Origin of the sequence: Aliivibrio fischeri, from assembly GCA_038993745.2 — a bacterium.
GTDB lineage: Bacteria > Pseudomonadota > Gammaproteobacteria > Enterobacterales > Vibrionaceae > Aliivibrio > Aliivibrio fischeri_B.
On sequence record CP160629.1, the window covers coordinates 2123607 to 2141503 of the forward strand.

Below are 17897 nucleotides of genomic sequence, written 5' to 3' on the forward strand. Positions count from 1 at the left end.
TTGTCTATTTTTTCAATTCATCAGGAATAGTTAGCGTACTTTCATCTAACTCAGGCTTAGTACCACCTTTCTTCTTATACTGCTTCATCTGGAATATATATGCCAAAATCTGTGCAACCGCAGCAAATAAACCATCAGGGATCTGTTGTTCTAATTCCGTTGAATGATATAACGCACGAGCCAATGGTGGAGCAGGTAAAATATCAATATTGTGCTCACGTGCAATCTCACGGATCTTCATCGCTACGTGATCGACCCCTTTAGCAACAACGATCGGCGCCGCATCTTTACTTTGATCATATCGCAAAGCCACTGAGTAGTGCTCTGGGTTCGTCACCACAACATCTGCAGATGGTACATCAGCCATCATTCGACGTTGAGTCATTTCACGTTGAAGCATACGGATACGCCCTTTTACTTCTGGCTTACCTTCCGTTTCTTTATATTCATCTTTTACTTCTTGCTTAGTCATTTTTAACTGATTTGCGTGTTGCCAAATTTGAAAAGGAATATCAATGGCGACAACAATCAGTAAAGTACAACTGATCAACAGTATGAAATTTAATAATATGTCTAGTGAGTGAAAGATATTAGCTGGATACGTATCCAAGCTTAATTGGAACAGATCTTCTTTACTGCCTTCAATTAAATAAAAAGCCATTCCCCCAACAAGAGACACTTTCAAAATAGACTTTAAAAGCTCAACCCAACTCTGCATACCAAACATACGTTTAATGCCCGACATTGGGTTCATTTTTGAAAACTTTGGCATCGCCGCTTCAGATGAAAAACTGATCCCACCAAGGCCAGCAGCACCAGCTAATGCAGCAACAAACAGAGTAATCAAAATAAGAAAGACAGGAAAAACCAATGCAATCAATGCACCACCAACAATTTCAAGCAATTTATTGGTGTCATAAATCTCTTCTCTGGATACAGAGAAAAAGCGTTCCATTACAGAAAATAACGCTCTTGCGACATCTTCACCAAACCACATTAATGCAACAGCACCACATACCAAAACAGAAACAGAGGCGAGCTCTTTTGACCTTGCAACCTGCCCTTTATCTTTGGCCTGTTGCAAGCGTTTGGACGTGGCGTCTTCGGTACGTTCTTGACCGTCACTCTCAGCCATATCTAATGACCTCCACGGTCGTGTTAATTAATAATAATTTCATAATCAACAATCTAATCGGATCATGCTACATATCTGCTCTTCAGCACGAAGCCAATGCAGATCATAGTGATTAAACAAGCCCAAAATAATATAAGACGTCAGTAATAAACCAACGAGCAAGGCAAAAGCAAAACCTAATGAGAAGATATTTAACTGTGGTGCTGCACGAGTCATTACACCAAAAGAAAGGTTAACCGTCAGTAAGGCAATAATGCCCGATAACGACATACTTAACCCGGCCTTCATCATAATACCAAGCCAGCTTGCCATGGATTGATAATCCACACTCGTGAGCTTGCCAACCCCCACCGGTAAGGTTGTAAAACTCATCACCACAAAGTTAATCATTTTTAAATGACCATCGGTTCCTAAAAAAAACAGAATCGATAAGAACATGAATAATTGACCAAGTAGTGGCGTATTCTGACCATTGGCAGGGTCAACCATGGATGCAAAACCTAAACTCGATTGCATACCCAAAATTTGCCCTAAAAGTACGAAGGTTTGAGTAACAAATACAGTAACCATTCCCATTGCTACACCAATAATGATCTGCTCTGCTGTGGTCATAAAACCTTGAAAAGAGACCAATTGGATTTCAGGTGGCATGGCAGGAATAGCTGGCATAACAGCAAAAGTAATGCTCAAACCAAGATAGAGTCGAATTCGAGGCGACACAAAACGAGCCCCAAATACCGACATCACCATTAACATGGCTGAAATACGGGTATAAGGCCAGAAATACGTAGCTATAAAATCTAAAACTATTTGAGTTGGATATTCCATAACATTAGCTCATGTGCATCAATTCAGAGTGCACACGTCAATAGAGTACCGTTGGCATTCGAGCAATAAGTTCATAAAAGTATTCCATCAACATACGCGTCATCCAATGCCCAAATAACATCAGAGCAAGCAAGGTAACAATAAGACGCGGTAAGAAGCTTAATGTTTGTTCGTTGATCGACGTTGCCGCTTGGAATACCGCAACAACTAAACCAATTAACAAACTTGGAATAATGATGGCACATACCATGATTAACACCATGTAAAGCGCACCACGGAATAGATCTATCGCCATTTCAGGGGTCATGATTGCTCCTTAAGTTGCAAAACTGCCTGCGAGAGTGGATAGGATCAAATTCCAACCATCCACTAATACAAACAACATTAACTTAAACGGTAATGATACGATCATTGGAGAAAGCATCATCATACCCATTGCCATTAATACCGATGCCACCACTAAGTCGATGATCAAGAACGGCAAGAAAAGCATGAAACCTATTTGGAAAGCGGTCTTTAGCTCTGAAGTAATAAACGCCGGAATAACCACAGTAATTGGCACATCTTCTGGGTTTTCAGCTTCAACACCCGACATATTTACAAAGGTTTCTAAATCTTTTACTCGTGTTTGAGCTAGCATGAACTCTTTCATAGGAACCTGTGCAACATCAAACGCTTCACGAGCTGTGATTTCTTCATTGATATAAGGTTGAATCGCCGTGTTATTTACTTTATCAAACACCGGAGCCATGATGAAAAACGTCAAAAACATCGCAATACCAATAATAACTTGGTTTGATGGCGTTTGTTGTAAACCCATGGCTTGACGCAAAATCGACATCACAACGACAATACGGGTAAAAGAGGTCATTAAAATAACCATTGCAGGCAAGAAGCCCAGCATGGTCATTAGACCTAAAATCTGTAAGTTTACAGAGTAATCTTCCCCACCATTGGCATTGGTTGTCATGGTAAATGCAGGGATACCACTACCAGAACTGCTGCCTTTTGCTATGGTTTTTGCTGCTCCAGCCTCTTTTTCCATTGCAGTAACCGTCATGCCTTCAGCACTAGCGGCAGTTTGCGGAATAGAAGAAGCGAGATCATCTACCGCCCAAGCAGGAGATGCCATAAAGAAGAGTGAAAATGCCGCCAAAACGGCGGCAATAAAATTAGTTTTTAGCATTTTTTTTCATCAGTTGGCTAAGTTGAGAAGAGAAAGGCGTCATGGTGTTTTCATTTACCTCTAACGGCTTATCTAGCTTACTTAGCATATTGATATTTTGAGAGGTGATCCCGATTAAGAATTGCTCCTCTCCAACTTGAACGACCGCGATTCGCTCTTTTGTTCCAACAGGCAGTTGCTTAACAATACTCATAGCACTGCCTGATGTTCCTGTTACACCAGGAAATCGCATTCTCTTTAATAGCCAAGCAAAAAAGAGAATTAATGCGATAACAAAAATCAGCGAACCTAATGTTGCCGCTAAATCAACATTAGCCTTTTCAGCTGCAAATAGAGGAAAAGGCACTAATGCCAATAACCATAGCTTTTTCATACCCAATCCCTATTCGTGTTTAATTAACGAAGTTTTTTGATGCGTTCAGTTTGGCTGATAACGTCAGTTAAACGGATACCAAACTTGTCATTCACGACAACCACTTCACCATGAGCGATAAGTGTGCCATTAACCATTACATCTAAAGACTCACCAGCAATTCGGTCAAGTTCAACAACAGAACCTTGGTTAAGTTGCAGTAAGTTACGAATGCTAATGTGTGAACGACCTACTTCCATAGAAATCGTTACAGGAATATCTAGAATCGTATCAAGCTTACGACGTTCATCTTCGTTGAACTCTGGCGCTTTTTCTTCTAGATCTTCTAAAGGTGCGGTTACTGCTTGAGCTTCTGCACTTTCACTTAATGCTGCTGCCCATTCGTCAGCCATTTGTTGTTCATTTGAATCCATGATCCACTACCTTCTCTGTTTCTTATTCTTCATCATCTAAATCAAACAATACGTCTTTGCCTAAGAAGGCTAAGTCCGTTTTCACCATATCTGGGCGCTTGATTTTCTCAGTAATCTGTATTGCTAATTTGTCGTTAGATTGACCGACTTTACCGCGGTAAGTTGGTAGGTCTTCTACAAATACGGTTGCTGCTTCTGGCATTTCTACTGGGATGATATCGCCAGCTTCCAGCTCCATTAGATCGCGTAATGAGATTTGGCTTTCTAATAGATTCACTTTCATTTCAACTGGAACATCCATGATTTCGTCACGCAATGCCTTGCTCCAACGAACATCAGTGTCCATCTTGTCACTTTGTACACCGGCATCCAGTAACTCACGAATAGGTTCAACCATTGAATATGGGAAAACAACGTGGAAATCACCACCACCGCCATCCACTTCAATATGGAATGAACTTACAACGATAACCTCTGTCGGGCTCACGATGTTTGCCATGGTTGGGTTAACTTCTGAGTCAAGGTACTCAAACTCAACGCCCATAACTGGTGACCATGCTTCTTTGTAATCTTCAAAAATCACTTTTAGCAATAATTGAATGATACGACGTTCAGTTGGGGTAAATTCACGACCTTCAATCTTAGCGTGGAAACGACCGTCACCACCAAAGAAGTTCTCAACCAAAATAAACACTAATCGAGCTTCCATCGTCACCAAAGCGGTACCTTTAAGTGGACGGAAACGCACCATGTTTAAACTAGTTGGTACATATAAGGTATTTTGATACTCACCAAACTTCACCATTGAAACACCGTTAATCGATACTTCAGCGGTTTTTCTTAACATATTAAATAAGCTAATACGCATATGGCGTGCAAAGCGCTCGTTAATCAATTCCAGTGTTGGCATTCGACCACGAACGATTCGGTCTTGTGATGAGAAATCAAAGCTCTTCATCGAGCCTACATTGTCATCATTACCGACAACATCATCTTCTACATCATCTACACCGTGGAGTAGAGCATCAATTTCGTCTTGGGATAGTAGATCTGTCACATTAAACCTATTGCATTACAAAGTCGGTAAATAATACTTTTTCAACTACAGGCTTAGCTGTAATTTTAGTAAAGGCATCTTGGATATCACGTGTCGCTTGCTCACGTAGCTCAATTCGGCCACGTGGTTCTCTTAACTGTTCAACGGTTGCAGCTGCAAATGTCGATAATAAAGCACTCTCAATAAGCGGAGTATGCTGTTTAGCAACCGCTTCATTATCCGTACCACGCATCATGACTTGTACTTTTAACTGTACTAAGCGATCACGTTTATCTCCGGTCACATTAAAGATAAATGGCTGAGGTAAATTTAAATACAGTGCTGGCATATTCGCTTCTAAAGCGGCAATATCTTGCTCTGTTGGTTCTGGTGCTGGCTCGCTTGACATAAAGAACCAAGCAGCAACGCCTCCACCAATCAGCAATAAAGCAACTAATGCAATAATGATCATTAGTTTCTTCTTACCTTTAGGCACATCACCTTGTTCAGCCATTCTCATTCCTCTTTAAATAACTTATTAATTTTTATTTTAATGTCGCTAATTTGTATTATTGTGTTTATGCGTAAAAACTGATGCCATCATTTGGTTTTGATACTTGAACACTAATTTCACGCTCTTCTGAAGATTCTTCACTAAAGCCAGAACCACGGTTACTGTGCTCTTCTTTTTGATAAGCATATTGTGAAGAATCACCAGAACTTTGTTGCTGTACCGATGTATCGGCCAATTGGATCCCTTGTTGAGCAAACATTTCACGTAAACGTGGCAATGATTGTTCTATCGCATCTCTTGCGTGTTGGTTCGAAACCGTAAATTGCACACCGGCACTATCTGCCCCCATATTCAATCGAATATGCATGCGTCCCATTTCTGGTGGATCTAAGCGTATATCTACATGCTTCAGGTTTTTTGCCATCATCATATTAATGCGCTCTGCCACTTCATCACTCACCATTTCTTGGCGAATATTCAAAGGCACATTCATAGGATCTGTACGTTGCGCTTGAACGGCTGCCGCTTGTTGAGTGGCCGTCGTACCTGACGCATGTGCTAATTGTTGTGCAAAGGTATCTGTGGTTTTAGATTCAGTTAAATTAACCGCTTCACCATTAGCAACTTGAGTCATACCAAGTGCTGAGATATCCATTTTTGCTTTTTTCGCCTCTGCTAACTTTCCGGCTTCAGCTTCTGCCTTACCAATCAGTGCAGTTGACGTTAATAATTCCTTGGTTGATTCTTTATTGCCTGCGGCTTCACCTTTGCTTTGCGTTTCGCCCTCTACTTGAGTTGACGATTTAGCACTACTTCCCCATTGAATTTCTTTTAATGGATCTGTTTTTTCAGCTACGGTTTTGCTGCTGTTTTTCTCGCCTTCAGCGGCAATACTTGCTTGAGTAAGCAACATTTCAGCATCGCTCGAATCTGATGATTCTGATTCATCAGATGACTCTTCTTCACCTAAAGCTTTTTTACTTTCATCTTTTTTATCAACCAACGTGCTATTCGCTTGGTCTAGACGAGATAATAATTCAGAACCTTGGCTAACTTTGTCCTCTGTTGTTTCTTCTTTTGTTTCATCAACAGATTCAGACTCTTTCGATTTTTCGCTCGCTTCGCCTTTTTCAACATCGCCTTTCTCATCAACCGTTGTTTTTTGGCGTCGTCTTTTTCCTTTAATCCCATTACCTCTTTTAGCTCTTCAATAAAGCCTTCAGATTCTGGTTTATCTACAGCAGCCGTTTTAGTATCTGGCTTTACAGGCGCGGTTTTATTAATACCGTTTAATGATAAGTCATGACTGCTCATAGCATGTTCTCTACATTGAGTGTGGATTTTTTGACGAGCACGATAGTGGCTCAGCTTTGCTTATTTTAAAGCAAATATTAAGCCACTTTTATTATTCAATAAGAACTTGAAAGATTATGAAGGGAAAATGCTGATGAATTGAGAAAACCTTGAAGCAATCACTCAATATGATTATTCAGTTTTACTTCGGCGAGCAAATTGAAGGGTTGAGAACTCATCCATCATTTTTTGCTCTTGCTTATCCAGCATTTTTTGTCGCTCTGCTTTTTTCTTATCCATCATCCACTCATAAGATCGTCGCTGCTTACGAGTCTCTTGCCAATAGGTTTGGCAATTATCCACTTGTGATGTGAAATGGGATTCTGCACTTTTTTGCTTGGTCAATGTTTCATCCAACTGAACCAAAAACTTATTTAAATGGCCATATTGGCTTGCAGTTAACCCTTGCTGACCACGCTGCAATAATTGATTACAATAATCAAGACGGTATTTTTCAATCTGCTTTACTTGCTCATAAAAGTCTTCCAATTCAGCTTTGGCTTTGTTCAGCGCCATCACCGCTTGGTTTTCTCTTTCTTGGCTTGCTCTAATAAAAAATCAAAAGTACTTGTCATTTATTATGCCTTAGCCACTAAGCAACATTTTAAGCATGTTTTTACACATATCGTATGGAACACTTTCTTTCATACGCTGCTGTAAATATTCGTCTAATCTTGGTTTTAACGTAAACGCTTGATCAATAGCAGGATCAGTACCCGGTTTATACGCCCCAATCGACACCAAGTCTTGGTTTTTACGGCAAGTAGACAACACTTGTCTCACCGCTTTAGACATAAGCATATGTTCTTCGTCGGTGATTTGTGGCATAACACGACTGACTGATTTCTCTACATCGATAGCAGGGTAATGTCCGGCATCAGCCATTTCACGAGACAATACAATGTGTCCATCCAAAATCGCACGTGAAGCATCAGCAATAGGATCTTGTAAATCATCCCCTTCGGTTAATACGGTAAAGAATGCCGTAATAGAACCTTGATTTTCATTACCATTACCCGCTCGTTCAACCAATGCCGGTAATTTTGCAAATACAGAAGGCGGATAACCTTTGGTTGCTGGTGGCTCACCAACAGATAAGGCAATTTCACGCTGTGCTTGAGCAAAACGTGTTAACGAATCCATTAATAGTAAAACGTCTAAGCCTTGATCGCGGAAATACTCAGCAATGGTTAATGCGGTTTGACACCCTTTTAATCGCATCAATGCAGATGCATCGGCAGGAGCGGCAACCACAACAGAGCGCTGACGACCTTCAGGGCCTAAAATTTCTTCAATGAACTCTTTAACTTCACGTCCACGTTCACCAATTAAGCCAACCACAACCACTTGTGCTGTTGTACCACGAGTCATCATGCCCAGTGTTACCGATTTACCAACACCGGAACCAGCGAATAAGCCTAAACGCTGACCTTTACCCACAGTCAATAAGCCGTTAATTGCTTTTAAACCAACATCAAGCGGCTCTGAAATAGGCTTTCGTGATAATGGGTTAATTGGCTCAGAAGTAAATGATGCGGTATGTTCAGTATAAAGTTCACCAAGACCATCAATAGGATTACCAACCCCATCAACCACACGACCAAGTAATTCCATACCAACTGGAATACCACTGCCATCGGCGATTGGAGTGACTTTAGCGCCAGGTAATACGCCTGAAACTTGTTCACTTGGCATTAAAAATAAGTTTTCACCAGAAAAGCCAACAACTTCGGCTTCAATCACACCATTTACGGTTTCGACCAAACAGGAACTACCAATAGGCGCTCGACAACCTGTTGCTTCAAGTGTTAAACCAACAACACGCACTAATTTACCTGAGGCAATAGCGCGAGTGGTTAAGCCTGTGGTTTTATATTGAGATAAACGTTCAGATAATGGCAACATTACTGATTTCCTTGATGACGGTTCACACCACAGAATTTGTTCAGTACGCTCTTAATTCGTTCTTCTAGCAAATAACTCACTTTTGAATCAGAAGCTTGAATATTAATATCCCCCAAATTCATCGACGGCTCTGCGGTTAATGTCCACTGCTTTTGTGCTAATGCTTCCTCACCGTATGCGTCGATGACACGTTGGTGATCTTCTGGATTCAACGCAATATTAATTTCACGCTCTGTAACAGGCAGTGTTTCTACAGACTCTCGAACTGTATCTAAAATAACTTGAGGGTTTGTTTTTACTTCTACGTGAACCACTTCTTTAGTCAGTGCTAACACCATATCAATTAATTGTTTTTCAACTTGAGAATCAAGCAATGCTAATGGCTCAGCAAACTTATCAGCCATAGCAATTAACTGTTGAATACGTTCTTGAATTTCAGCTTGGCCAGCTGCAATCCCTTCATCATAACCAACTTGATAACCTTCAGGTTTCCCTGCTTCAAAGCCTTCCGCTTGACCTTTTTCTAAACCTTCTTTGTAGCCAAACTCTTGGCCTTCCATTAAGCCTTCGTTGTAAGCGCCTTGCTTAATTTGTTCAATAATTTCTTCTGTTAAAACAAATTCTTCTGGCTCTTCTTCTTTTGGAAGCGATGGAGTCCAACTTGGATCGTAATTAAAAGCAGTTTCACGAGCAGGCTTATTTGGATCAGAGTAATCTGGGGACTCCCAAATATTGGTTTTTTGTAGTTCACTCTCATCGGTAATGCGGATAAAGCCACGTTTTTTGCTAATACTCATGATGATAACCCGTAAAAAAGAAGAAGATTTAGAAAGAATAACGGCTATTTCAATCTAATTATGAAATAGCCGTTTAATTATAACTCAATGAAATGAAAACGTATTATACGAATTCATCCGCACCGCCAGAAAGCATTAGATCACCAGAATCTGCCATTCGACGTGCCACTGCCAGAATTTCTTTCTGGGCGGCTTCAACGTCTGCAACACGGACTGGACCCATAGCTTCAAGATCATCACGCATAAGTTCAGCTGCACGTTTCGACATACACTTAAACATTTTCTCTTTAAGTGCATCATCAGCACCTTTAAGTGCTTTTTGCAGAACTTCTTGTGGAACATCACGCAATAGCATTTGAATACCTTGGTCTTGTACATCGATAAGGTTTTCAAATACAAACATAAGATCTTGAATCTGAGTTGCTGTCTCTTCATCTTGGTCACGGATTTGATCCATCAACATACCTTCAATGCTGTTATCTAGGTAGTTCATGATTTCTGCCGCTGCTTTCAGGCCGCCAATTTTCGCAGCTTGAGCACCAGATTGACCTGCGAATTGTTTCTCCATGATTTCGTTCAATTCAGCAAGTGCTGATGGTTGAACTTCTTCAAGGTGCGCAATACGCATCATTAAATCAAGACGAACACGTTCAGGGAATTGAGATAAAATCTCCGCTGATTGGTCCGGATCTAAGTAAGATAATACGATGGTTTGGATCTGCGGGTGCTCATTCATAATGATGCTTGCCACTTGACGAGGATCCATCCATTTCAATGAATCCAGGCCTTTAGAACCGCTACCTAGTAGAATTTGATCTACTAGGTTATTCGCTTTATCTTCACCAAGAGCAGCAACTAATGCGTTACGCATAAAGTCTTCGCTGCCCATACCAATGCTAGTGTATTTCTGAATATCTTCTAAGAACGCACGGTGAATCGCTGACACTTTGATCTGATTTAAGTCAGATACGGTTGCCATTGCTGCACCTACTTTTTGAACTTGCTTTGGTTCTAAGTGACGAATAATACTTGCCGCATCTTCTTCACTTAAACTTAGCAATAAAATCGCTGCACGCTCTGAGCCTGATAATGAAGAAAGATCAAATTCTGGTGTTTCTTCTTCTTTATTTCCTGCTTCTACAATTTCATTAGCCATTTTCAGATACCCAGTTTCGAACTACTTGTGCTGCTAATTCCGGTTCATTTGCTACTAGTGCACGAACCGCTTTCAATAAATCTTCGTCTTTATGCAAATTAGGAAGATCGATGCCCGAGCCAAACTCGAATCCATCTCCATCTAAATCACTGCCAATTAAGCCCATCTCACCTTCAGCATTACGTTCTGCATTTGCCAATGCTTCATCTTCTGCTTGGTTAGGGAACAGTAATTTATTCATTGCTGGACGAACAAGAACAAGAATAACAGCGATAATAACCAAGGCACCAGCAAGCCATTTAACCCAATCATTAAAGTTAGGATTTTCCCAAATTGGCACATCAATCGCAATTGGTTGCTCTTCAATAGCAAACTTCACGCTCAGTACATTCAGTAAATCACCACGTTGTTCATTTAGACCAACACTACCAATAATGATTTGACGGATCTTATCTAATTCTGCTGCTGAAATTGGTGTATATGTTACTTCACCTGTTTCAGGGTTAACGCTTTGACGCTCTTTAACGGCAACAGATACCGTTTGTCGAGCTACGGTTCCTGTTTGTTTACGTTCGTGACTGATTGTTGTATCAAGTTCAAAGTTTCGCGTTGCTTCTTTATGAACTGAACCTTGACCTAATACCGAACCATCTTTTAATTCTGCGATATCTTGAGGGATAGCAGAATCTACCGGTGGTTGGTTACTTAGCGCACCAGGGACACCAGCAATCACATTACCGTTGTTATAATCTTCTAACGTGTATTCACTTCGAGTAGATGCCGTTTGAGGATCAAATTGCTTACGAGTTTGCTCAACCGCACTGAAATCCATAGACACATCCACTTGAGCGGTATAGTTACCTAAACCCAAAATAGGAATAAGGATTGCGTCAATTTTATCTCGTAAAGATTGCTCTTGTTTGCGCTCTAACTCTTGCTCTTTTCGATGAGCCATTGCCATCGGATCTTGCGTACCAGAGCTAAGAAGACGACCATGCTGATCCGTTACGGTAACACGTGTTGGTTTCATTCCTGGAACCGCACTTGCAACCATATCAACAATCGAATCTACTTCTTCTTGTTTTAGCATTGCACCCATTCGCATGGTCAAGAATACCGTTGCTGACGCTTCTTGATTATGACGAACAAATACGCTCTGTTTTGGCATTGCGAGTAATACTTGAGCTTTACGAATTGGTCTCATTTGCTCAAATGTACTTGCTAATTGGCGTTCACGACTTAGTTTTAAACGCTCTTGCTCTAAACGCTGTGAAACCCCAAAGCCCATATCTTGCAATAAAATATCATCTCCCTCACCAACGGCTTTATTTAAGCCTGCGCGAGACAAATCAAGATTCATTTTACTGAATTCAGAGGCGGGAACTAAAATGGTATTACCATCTAGTTTGTATTCTGCTTTTTGAGCATCAAGATGATCAAGCACTTGAATTAGTTCATCTGTTTCATAAACTCCAAGCGGACGCATCTCTGGTTCTTGAACCCAAAAGAAAAGCATGACAATTAACGCCACACAAATAGAAACAGATAATACGAGGATAACCTGACGTAATAAGTCAAGATTACCCAAAGCTGAATCTAATTTTGAAGAACTTTGCTCATCAACATCTGGATTTTGTACGTCAACAGAGCTATCCAGTGCCATAGCACCGCCTGTTGGCATATCATCCGATACGGCTAAGTTCGTGTTTTTGTTCTCTTCCGACACGCTTTAATTCCTAGAAATTAGACTGGCATATTCATCAGTGCTTTATAAGCATCAACTAGCTTATTGCGCACTTGAATTGTGGCATCAAATGCAACGCTTGATTTATTTCGTGCAATCATAACGTCTGATAATGAAACCCCTTCATCACCTCTGTCAAAACGCACTGCTAAATCACTTGATGCCTTTTGTAATCCATTTACGTTATTGACGGCTTTCGCAAACATTGCACTGAAGTCCGCACCGACTTCTTTTCCTGTTACTTGACGCGTTGTATTTGACGCGTCAAGCATCATTGCTTGCATCTCGTCCTGTAAACCACCGATTTTCATTTCTATTCTCCGACCCAGTCAACTTCTTGACTTAATTTTACGACCCGAAGTATATAAAGCAATTTACATACCAATATATCAATAACGATAACTCATTGTTTTAACTTGGGATATCTATTCCAGCATCACGCATCTTCGCTAGCTTGTAACGTAACGTTCTTGGGCTAATACCTAGTTTTTCAGCGACATCTTTTCGCTTCCCATCACAGGCTTTTATGGTTTCAAGGATAATGATAAATTCTTGCTCTCGAAGTTCACCACCTAACCCACTAGATGCAACCAAAACCTCACTTTCTTCAGATGTTGCTGGTGCAGCTGTCTCGTTTATTGACGGTACTTGTTGCTCAGGTCTAATTGTTGGCGCTTCACCACTGACTACTTGTTGTAAGCCGTCCGCATCCGCCCAATCAACCCCTTCTAATAAAACATCATCCGCAGTGATCGTATGTTCTTCTGCAAGAATAAGCGCACGCTGAACTACGTTATCTAATTCACGAACGTTACCCGGCCATGGGTATGCTTCTAGTTTTTGAGTCGCTTCTGCACTAAAACTAGGAACTGGTAAACCTTGTTTTTGACAGTGACGCTCTACTAAGTGTTGAGCTATCGGTGCAATATCACCTTTACGATCTTTCAATGGCGGCCATGCAATTGGGAATACGTTTAAGCGGTAATATAAATCTTCACGGAAGTTGCCTTCTTCGACGTACTTTTTCAGATCACGGTTACTGGTTGCTAAGATACGTACATCCAACTTAATGCTCTTACGACCACCTAAACGTTCAACTTCACGTTCTTGCAATACACGCAGTAACTTAGCTTGTAGGTTAAGATCCATTTCACTGATCTCATCCAGTAAAATAGTACCACCTTGAGCTTGTTCAAATTTACCCGGACAGGCTTGAACAGCCCCCGTAAAGGCACCTTTTTCATAACCAAATAATGTAGCTTCTAACATGTTGTCAGGAATAGCGGCACAGTTAATGGCAACAAATGGGCCTTCACTTCGTTGTGAATTATTGTGGATGTAGCGTGACATGACTTCTTTACCTGAACCACTAGGACCAAGCACCATCACGTTAGCGTCTGTACGTGCGACTTTATCAGCTAATTTAAGTAGCTTAAGACTCTTTTCATCAGCAACGATAGCATCACCCGTTTGCTCAGTTTTCACTGGTGCATAACGACTGACCATATTCAGTAATACTTCTGGTGCAAATGGCTTAGCCATATAATCAATAGCACCGTCTTTCATTGCAGAAACCGCATCTTCAATATTGGCGTAAGCCGTCATTAAAAGAACCGGAAGATTCGGCCAATTCAATTTAATACTGCGCAATAAAGCCAATCCACCCATGCCTGCCATTTGAACATCAGAAACAACAATATCAACGGGCTCTTTCTTCAAAATAAGTAACGCTGTTTCTGCGCTATCGGCTTCTACCCACTCGTAACCAGCTAACTCTAGCGTGTCGATCAAGGCTTCACGTAAACCTTCATCATCCTCGACAATTAATACTTTGCTTTGTGCCATGATTTATTCTCCAGATTCTGTTTGAGCTAGGCTGTCTGTTGGGGTTGCTGATAGTGGAATTGACATGGTAAAACATGCGCCATCATCCGGTTCTGAATACAATTCAAGTTGTCCTTTATGAGCTCGACAAACCATTTGCACAACCGCAAGACCAAGACCTGTACCTTGAGAGCGAGTAGTAAAAAATGGTTCCATTATTTTGTCTTGTAACTCTAGTGGTATACCGGGGCCATTATCTTGCACCGATATTTTTAAAAACCCATTCACAGGTCTGAAAAAGACGTCTATTTGACATCCCTTCCCTATCACTTGAATGGCATTCATGATCAAATTACTAATAGCGCTAGCAATGGCATTGGCGTTGCCCATTAGCACTGTATCTTCATGTTCGACTTCTAAGTAGTAATCGACTTGATTTGATTGCAGAGCGGTTTCAACCATTGGACGATATTCAGCAACCAAGTCACCTATTGTGAATGGCTTAACAACTTTATTATCACCGCCTTTAGCAAAGAGAAGCATGTCATTCACTTGCTTTTCTAGATCATGAAGGCGATCAACCAATTTGGTTTGAAAACGTTTATGTGTTGCGGCTGGTAAATTTGGTGATCCTAAGTTTGAGGCGTACAACATCGCACTCGACAGCGGTGTTCTCACTTGGTGAGCTAGCGATGCAACCATCTTACCTAATGAAGATAGTCGTTGAAGATCACTCACACGAGATTGCAATAAACGCGTTTCAGTCAGATCAGTGATCAGTATTAGTTGACCTGTTTCTGATGCCGAAATTGCCAATCGAACTTTGCGTCCATTACGCAATGAGATCTCATGACCATCATCTTCTCTTGGATCAAACGATCGTTGAATGACTTCAAACCAACGCTCTCCCAATAGAGGTAGACCTAAAAGCTTAATTGCTTCTGGATTGACTTCACACACCATACCTTGTGTATCAAGTAAAATAACACCAGCTGGCATAACATCTAGCACTTGCTTATATCGTGTATTTTGCTCTTCTACTGTGCCAAGAGGTGAGTTTAATTCACCCTCAGAATTACCCTGCATAATTTTATTCCCGCCAAAACAACAAAAGGGCTGATGCATTTTACATGCCAGCCCTTTTGGTATTTATTATCAATAACTTACACTACACATGTAAGCTTGACGGTCAAATTTTTGTCATTTAAATTAGTGAAACGTTATCTCTTTTTGACTAAAGAGTATTAACGCATATCATCTTTATTTAAATTATATTTACGCATTTTCTCAACAAGAGTAGTACGACGCATACCTAGCATGTCAGCTGCTCGCGCAACAACACCATTTTGTGCTTCAAGTGCTTGGCATATCATATTAACTTCAACTTCAGCTAACATCTCTTTCAGATTTAAACCATCTTCAGGTAAATCATTCGATGTTGGTCCTGCGTTTTGCATTCCTTGTTGAGGAATACCACCATCACTAAAGTTAGCAAACATGTCAGCTAATGCCGCTTGTTCTTGCTCTTCAATTGATTGCTGATTGTAATTCTCAGGTTGGAACTCTGGAATATCACTATAACGATACTTCGTTGGTAAGTGATTTACGTCCACCGATTCCCCAGGGAATAAGATCATCAAACGCTCAATTAAGTTTGCTAATTCACGTACGTTACCAGGCCAATGGTGTTCCATTAACGAGTTAACGGCACGAGGAGTTAGTCGTACGCGTGTGCTGCCTTCAGCTTCCATTCTTGCTAATAACTCTTGCAGCAACAAAGGAATATCTTGCTTACGTTCACGTAATGCTGGCATTTCAATTGGGAAAACATTTAAACGATAATACAGATCTTCACGGAATGTGCCTTTCTCTATCATCTCATCTAAATTACGGTGCGTCGCAGCAACAATACGAACATCTGCACGAATACTTTGATTGCCGCCTACACGCTCAAAACAACGCTCTTGAAGAACACGAAGTAATTTCACCTGCATCGGCATTGGCATATCACCAATTTCATCTAAAAATAACGTACCGCCTTGCGCAAGTTCAAAGCGACCTTTACGGGCAGTAATTGCACCAGTAAACGCCCCTTTCTCATGGCCAAACAGTTCACTTTCTAGAAGATCTGGTGGATAGCCCCACAGTTAACCGGAACAAATGGTCCTTTACGGCGTGGTGAATGGTAGTGCAAATTACGTGCAACTACTTCTTTACCCGTCCCCGATTCACCCAGAACTAATACACTTGCTTCTGTACCTGAAACTTGTTCAATTAAATGGCGAACAGTACTAATAGCGGTACTTTGTCCAACCATACTACGGAATAACGTATTTTTACGGCCTAGGTGAGGTACTTCTAACCCACGACGACCCATAAATTCTTGGCAATGACGTAACGCATCGGTTAATTGAGGATAATTAACTGGTTGATTCAGTTCACCGACATAGTTTGTCAATTCCTCAACATCATGCATAGCCCCCGCAAGCATAATGACTGGAATATGATTATGTACAACTAATGAACTTTTAATTATATCTTTCAGCGCTTGGTCAGAAACTTGACCTAAAAAACAAGCACTCCATGGCTCACTCCACTCAAAAGTAGACAATTCTGAAGCTGAAATGGCATGACAATGTTCACCGATAAACTCAAGGATCACCTTAAGATTATGACGGCTCTGAGCATCATCTTCAATAATAAGAGTCTTTGCTAAACCTTGCATAGATGTGGATATGCCTTAATTCTTTGATTTATGTGGTCTATTCATTGAACAGCAACGAAATATTGCCCACATATTATAGCATAAGAAAAATAAGGCAACTATGACTGTCTACTTATCGACAGTCATGTTGTAAATGAGAGGTTAGTATAAAAATCGAAAAATAAATTTGATTTATAAAATCGATTTAATTAGATACCAACTTGATCTGCGGTAAGATTATGAAATTCTGCAGGAATTTGGTCCCAAGCTGATTTGATTTCACGTAGCATTTCTACGACATCATCAATAGCCTGACCATCATTATTTTGGTTAGCGTGTGAAATTTGGCGGATCATAAAATCGTATAAAGAATCTAGGTTACTTGCAATTTCACCACCATCGTCCATTGATAGACATGAACGTAGACTGATCACGATGTCTAATGCCTTGCCAAGACGCTCGCCTTTAACTGGTGTGTTGCCTTGCTCCATGGCAGCTTTACCTTGGATTAAACGCTCAATAGCTCCAGCCATCAGCATTTGAATTACCTTATGAGGTGATGCAGCACTTAATTGGCTATCAATTGATACCTTTTTATATGCCTGTAGTGAACCTCTCATCGTATTTCCTCAGTTTTATTGAAATTTTCTATACAACTGAACCGATTTCTTCGCATGATTCAGTTTTTGATAATCAAGTGCAAATTGCTGCCCTAACTCTGTCATCTCTTCAACAATGAGTTGGGTTCGTGCAATTGCGAGTTGCCATTCAGTGGATGCCACTATTTCTGACGCTTGCATACATGCATGCAAGAGTTGTTCCCGATTTGCTAAAAAAGTAGCCAATTGCTCAAAATTAATATCTTCACTACGATATTGTTTTTGCAACTCTTGGTCTAATACTTCTAATTGCTTTAGTAATTCCATCGG

20 protein-coding genes and 1 pseudogene are annotated in these 17897 nt (G+C 40.7%); all 21 read right to left on the reverse strand.

The annotated features are described in order from the left end of the window. Positions 1–4 precede the first annotated feature (4 nt). Positions 5–1135, reverse strand: a complete 1131-nt coding sequence (gene flhB, locus AAFX60_010255) for a flagellar biosynthesis protein FlhB (protein ID XDF77094.1) — start codon at positions 1133–1135, stop codon at positions 5–7. A 45-nt stretch (positions 1136–1180) separates the two neighbouring features. After that, on the reverse strand, positions 1181–1963 hold the full coding sequence (gene fliR / locus AAFX60_010260; GenBank protein ID XDF77095.1) for a flagellar biosynthetic protein FliR: 783 nt from the start codon (positions 1961–1963) through the stop codon (positions 1181–1183). 37 nt (positions 1964–2000) lie between these two features. After that, positions 2001–2270 carry a flagellar biosynthesis protein FliQ gene (fliQ, locus tag AAFX60_010265; protein ID XDF77096.1) on the reverse strand — a complete coding sequence of 90 codons (270 nt, stop codon included), beginning with the start codon at positions 2268–2270 and terminating at the stop codon, positions 2001–2003. A 9-nt stretch (positions 2271–2279) separates the two neighbouring features. Then, the gene (gene fliP / locus AAFX60_010270) at positions 2280–3095 is read right to left on the reverse strand and encodes a flagellar type III secretion system pore protein FliP (protein ID XDF78921.1); all 816 of its coding nucleotides are present in this window, start codon (positions 3093–3095) and stop codon (positions 2280–2282) included. A gap of 40 nt (positions 3096–3135) precedes the next feature. Further along, the gene (gene fliO / locus AAFX60_010275) at positions 3136–3522 is read right to left on the reverse strand and encodes a flagellar biosynthetic protein FliO (GenBank protein ID XDF77097.1); all 387 of its coding nucleotides are present in this window, start codon (positions 3520–3522) and stop codon (positions 3136–3138) included. 23 nt (positions 3523–3545) lie between these two features. Further along, complete coding sequence (gene fliN / locus AAFX60_010280; protein ID XDF78922.1) at positions 3546–3938, reverse strand: flagellar motor switch protein FliN; 393 nt, start codon at positions 3936–3938, stop codon at positions 3546–3548. Between the two features lie 19 nt (positions 3939–3957). Continuing rightward, positions 3958–4992 carry a flagellar motor switch protein FliM gene (gene fliM / locus AAFX60_010285; protein ID XDF77098.1) on the reverse strand — a complete coding sequence of 345 codons (1035 nt, stop codon included), beginning with the start codon at positions 4990–4992 and terminating at the stop codon, positions 3958–3960. A gap of 7 nt (positions 4993–4999) precedes the next feature. Beyond that, on the reverse strand, positions 5000–5485 hold the full coding sequence (fliL, locus tag AAFX60_010290; GenBank protein ID XDF77099.1) for a flagellar basal body-associated protein FliL: 486 nt from the start codon (positions 5483–5485) through the stop codon (positions 5000–5002). A gap of 64 nt (positions 5486–5549) precedes the next feature. Continuing rightward, positions 5550–6488: a flagellar hook-length control protein FliK gene (locus AAFX60_010295; protein ID XDF77100.1), complete on the reverse strand. Its 939-nt coding sequence runs from the start codon at positions 6486–6488 to the stop codon at positions 5550–5552. A 17-nt stretch (positions 6489–6505) separates the two neighbouring features. Next, positions 6506–6799 (reverse strand): hypothetical protein, encoded by a 294-nt coding sequence (locus AAFX60_010300; GenBank protein XDF77101.1) that lies wholly within the window; start codon positions 6797–6799, stop codon positions 6506–6508. A 171-nt stretch (positions 6800–6970) separates the two neighbouring features. Beyond that, the gene (fliJ, locus tag AAFX60_010305) at positions 6971–7354 is read right to left on the reverse strand and encodes a flagellar export protein FliJ (protein ID XDF78923.1); all 384 of its coding nucleotides are present in this window, start codon (positions 7352–7354) and stop codon (positions 6971–6973) included. A 69-nt stretch (positions 7355–7423) separates the two neighbouring features. After that, the gene (gene fliI, locus AAFX60_010310; protein XDF77102.1) at positions 7424–8743 is read right to left on the reverse strand and encodes a flagellar protein export ATPase FliI; all 1320 of its coding nucleotides are present in this window, start codon (positions 8741–8743) and stop codon (positions 7424–7426) included. Further along, positions 8743–9540, reverse strand: coding sequence for a flagellar assembly protein FliH (gene fliH, locus AAFX60_010315; protein ID XDF77103.1), 798 nt, complete (start codon positions 9538–9540; stop codon positions 8743–8745). The genes fliI and fliH overlap by 1 nt, the downstream gene beginning before the upstream one ends. Before the next feature lie 103 nt (positions 9541–9643). Next, positions 9644–10696 (reverse strand): flagellar motor switch protein FliG, encoded by a 1053-nt coding sequence (gene fliG, locus AAFX60_010320; GenBank protein XDF77104.1) that lies wholly within the window; start codon positions 10694–10696, stop codon positions 9644–9646. Then, positions 10689–12422 (reverse strand): flagellar basal-body MS-ring/collar protein FliF, encoded by a 1734-nt coding sequence (gene fliF / locus AAFX60_010325; protein ID XDF77105.1) that lies wholly within the window; start codon positions 12420–12422, stop codon positions 10689–10691. The genes fliG and fliF overlap by 8 nt, the downstream gene beginning before the upstream one ends. Positions 12423–12439: 17 nt before the next feature. After that, positions 12440–12751 (reverse strand): flagellar hook-basal body complex protein FliE, encoded by a 312-nt coding sequence (gene fliE, locus AAFX60_010330; protein XDF77106.1) that lies wholly within the window; start codon positions 12749–12751, stop codon positions 12440–12442. Positions 12752–12851: 100 nt separating this feature from the next. Further along, positions 12852–14285 carry a sigma-54 dependent transcriptional regulator gene (locus AAFX60_010335; protein ID XDF77107.1) on the reverse strand — a complete coding sequence of 478 codons (1434 nt, stop codon included), beginning with the start codon at positions 14283–14285 and terminating at the stop codon, positions 12852–12854. 3 nt (positions 14286–14288) lie between these two features. Then, complete coding sequence (locus AAFX60_010340) at positions 14289–15350, reverse strand: ATP-binding protein (protein ID XDF77108.1); 1062 nt, start codon at positions 15348–15350, stop codon at positions 14289–14291. Positions 15351–15508: 158 nt separating this feature from the next. Next, positions 15509–16989, reverse strand: a pseudogene (locus tag AAFX60_010345) (sigma-54 dependent transcriptional regulator). Positions 16990–17177: 188 nt separating this feature from the next. Further along, positions 17178–17588, reverse strand: a complete 411-nt coding sequence (gene fliS / locus AAFX60_010350) for a flagellar export chaperone FliS (GenBank protein XDF77109.1) — start codon at positions 17586–17588, stop codon at positions 17178–17180. A gap of 15 nt (positions 17589–17603) precedes the next feature. Then, positions 17604–17894: a hypothetical protein gene (locus tag AAFX60_010355; protein ID XDF77110.1), complete on the reverse strand. Its 291-nt coding sequence runs from the start codon at positions 17892–17894 to the stop codon at positions 17604–17606. Positions 17895–17897 lie beyond the last annotated feature (3 nt).

Coding starts and splice junctions, on each gene's coding strand:
- fliL (XDF77099.1), bottom strand. CDS start 5,485: ATGGCTGAACAAGGTGATGTGCCTAAAGGTAAGAAGAAACTAATGATC.
- AAFX60_010355 (XDF77110.1), bottom strand. CDS start 17,894: ATGGAATTACTAAAGCAATTAGAAGTATTAGACCAAGAGTTGCAAAAA.
- fliG (XDF77104.1), bottom strand. CDS start 10,696: ATGGCTAATGAAATTGTAGAAGCAGGAAATAAAGAAGAAGAAACACCA.
- fliS (XDF77109.1), bottom strand. CDS start 17,588: ATGAGAGGTTCACTACAGGCATATAAAAAGGTATCAATTGATAGCCAA.
- fliQ (XDF77096.1), bottom strand. CDS start 2,270: ATGACCCCTGAAATGGCGATAGATCTATTCCGTGGTGCGCTTTACATG.
- fliP (XDF78921.1), bottom strand. CDS start 3,095: ATGGCATCTCCTGCTTGGGCGGTAGATGATCTCGCTTCTTCTATTCCG.
- AAFX60_010340 (XDF77108.1), bottom strand. CDS start 15,350: ATGCAGGGTAATTCTGAGGGTGAATTAAACTCACCTCTTGGCACAGTA.
- fliI (XDF77102.1), bottom strand. CDS start 8,743: ATGTTGCCATTATCTGAACGTTTATCTCAATATAAAACCACAGGCTTA.
- fliO (XDF77097.1), bottom strand. CDS start 3,522: ATGAAAAAGCTATGGTTATTGGCATTAGTGCCTTTTCCTCTATTTGCA.
- flhB (XDF77094.1), bottom strand. CDS start 1,135: ATGGCTGAGAGTGACGGTCAAGAACGTACCGAAGACGCCACGTCCAAA.
- fliE (XDF77106.1), bottom strand. CDS start 12,751: ATGAAAATCGGTGGTTTACAGGACGAGATGCAAGCAATGATGCTTGAC.
- fliJ (XDF78923.1), bottom strand. CDS start 7,354: ATGGCGCTGAACAAAGCCAAAGCTGAATTGGAAGACTTTTATGAGCAA.
- fliH (XDF77103.1), bottom strand. CDS start 9,540: ATGAGTATTAGCAAAAAACGTGGCTTTATCCGCATTACCGATGAGAGT.
- AAFX60_010300 (XDF77101.1), bottom strand. CDS start 6,799: ATGAGCAGTCATGACTTATCATTAAACGGTATTAATAAAACCGCGCCT.
- AAFX60_010335 (XDF77107.1), bottom strand. CDS start 14,285: ATGGCACAAAGCAAAGTATTAATTGTCGAGGATGATGAAGGTTTACGT.
- fliR (XDF77095.1), bottom strand. CDS start 1,963: ATGGAATATCCAACTCAAATAGTTTTAGATTTTATAGCTACGTATTTC.